The sequence below is a fragment of the Aeromonas sp. QDB18 genome, from assembly GCF_027705325.1.
Taxonomy (GTDB): Bacteria; Pseudomonadota; Gammaproteobacteria; order Enterobacterales; family Aeromonadaceae; genus Aeromonas; species Aeromonas caviae.
The window spans coordinates 1-2,078 of sequence record NZ_JAPDBQ010000254.1 but is presented as its reverse complement, the minus strand read 5'-3'; the positions used below and the strand labels follow the sequence as shown (position 1 = coordinate 2,078).

Annotated in this window: 3 protein-coding genes; all 3 read left to right on the top strand. The window is 54.8% G+C overall.

Annotated elements, in window-relative coordinates; translation table 11 throughout:
• Positions 1–381, top strand: a 381-nt coding sequence (locus OKC30_RS20600) for a chloride channel protein (RefSeq protein ID WP_270667007.1), incomplete at its 5' end; no start/stop codon positions are given.
• Positions 382–468: 87 nt separating this feature from the next.
• Complete coding sequence (locus tag OKC30_RS20595; RefSeq protein ID WP_160837816.1) at positions 469–1,161, top strand: DUF6776 family protein; 693 nt, start codon at positions 469–471, stop codon at positions 1,159–1,161.
• Between the two features lie 89 nt (positions 1,162–1,250).
• Entirely contained in the window at positions 1,251–1,601 is a 351-nt protein-coding gene (gene erpA / locus OKC30_RS20590) for an iron-sulfur cluster insertion protein ErpA (RefSeq protein WP_010675554.1), read from the top strand.
• Positions 1,602–2,078 lie beyond the last annotated feature (477 nt).

The following is a 2,078-nucleotide window of genomic DNA, read 5'->3' as shown; positions in this document are numbered from 1 at the left end:
TGGTGTGTTTGGCGACAACCAGTTTACCAGCACTCTGTCTGTCAACTTCCACTTTCCCAGGATCCCGCGAAGAACCTGATCTTTGGTCACCTGTTCCACTCTGCATTTCCCGATCTCGGCATCGAACCGGGCGCCTTTGCCATCGCCGGCATGGGGGCGCTCTTCGCCGCCACCGTGCGTGCCCCCATTACCGGCATCGTGCTGGTGACCGAGATGACCGACAACTATCAGCTGATCCTGCCCATGATGATCACCACCATAGGGGCAACCCTGGTGGCGCAATGGTTGGGGGGGCGCCCTATCTATTCCCAGATCCTGGAGCGAACTTTACGGCTTGCTGCGCGTCAAAACCGGGGTGAAAGCAGCATCGCGACCGGTTAACTCTTTGTTTATCCGTATCAATCCGGCATGGTCGCGTATAGTGAAAAGAAACCGGCCGTGTTGATGTCGGCATATAGAAGAGGCCTTATGTCCCAAATCGTGAAGTTATTGGTGGTGCTGGCCGTGGGGGCATGTATCGGTTATGTCGTCGGGAACAGACAGGAGCTGGCTCAGAGCAGCCTGATGACGGTGCAGCAAGAGACGTTGGAGCGTCAGAGCAAGGCCATTGCACAACTGAAGACGGATCTCGGCGTCAGGGAGACCCTGCTGGCGACCCAGAAGGCCGCCTTCGAGCAACTTCAGCAGACGCTCAAGGATCAGGAAGCCCAGGTACAGGAGCAGAAACGTCAGCTCGCCTTCTTCGAGCGCATCATGCGTCCCACCGGCGAACAGGTGGGGGTATCCATCGACAATCTGACATTGCAGGAGACGAGTGTGCCGGGTCGCTACCACTATCGTCTGGCGCTCACACAACCCGCCAAGAAGCGGGAGCTGTTTCGGGGGCAGGTGCAGATCCGGCTCGAAGGCAGTCTGGCTGACAAGCCCAGGATCCTCAGTGGCCGGGACCTTGGCATGAAGGTGGGGGAGGGACGCTACGCGTTGCGATATTTCCAGCTCTTGGAGGGCAATTGGCAGCTTCCCTCAGGCTTCATCCCGGACAGGGTGAGAATCCTCATCCCGAAGGAGGGTCGGCAACCGGCCCAGGAACTGGTGGCCGAGTGGAACGAGGTGCTCAAGCCTCTGATCGCTCAACCAGTCCCCTTGCCGGCAGCGCAGTAAGAGAGTGGTGAATACTTGAACTAAATGGTCGGGTATTGGATAATTTCGCGGTTTCCATGTTTGTGGATGTAACGGTTGTGAGGTCAGCAATGAGTGCAGTAGCAGAAGCCCCCTTGCCCATCCAGATGACGGATGCGGCAGCCAACAAGGTAAAGACCTTGATCACCGAAGAAGAGAATCCCGAACTCAAGTTGCGGGTCTACATCACTGGGGGGGGCTGCTCCGGTTTCCAGTACGGTTTCACGTTTGACGAGAAAATCAATGATGGCGATACCGTGGTCGAGAAGAGCGGCGTCACCATGGTGATCGATCCCATGAGCCTGCAATACCTGGTCGGCGGCAGCGTGGATTACACCGAAGGCCTGGAAGGTTCCCGTTTCACCGTGACCAACCCCAACGCCACGACGACCTGCGGTTGCGGTTCCAGTTTCTCCATCTGATCTACAAGCAGCGTGATCTGAAGGGCCCCGAGGGGCCCTTTTCATTTTTGTGTGCCTGGCGTGGCTGGCATGTAGATCTTGATGTGGCGAAAACGGGTACCGATTGGTAGCGATAGAGAAGGTGTGCAGGCTCATTTAGATGAATCGTTGATGGTTTTTTAGCCTGGTTGGTTGTTGATTAAACACCTGGACGTCTTTTTCAAATAAACACGTAGTTTTCGCTTGTCAGCGAGAATCATATCCCTATAATGCGCCTCCATCAGCACGGCGCAGTGCGTGTCTGGTCCACCTTGCAAAGCAAGCTGGTGAGGGTTATAGTTTCAGACCCTGCTCTTTAACAATTTGAATCAAGCAATCTGTGTGGGCACTCACAGCATCGAGCATCAAAAACAATTTTTGATTTCAATGTCTGATGAAGTGACCAAAGCAACGAAAGTTGCAGCAGTTAATTCAGCAATTCATTGAGCCGCCTTAACA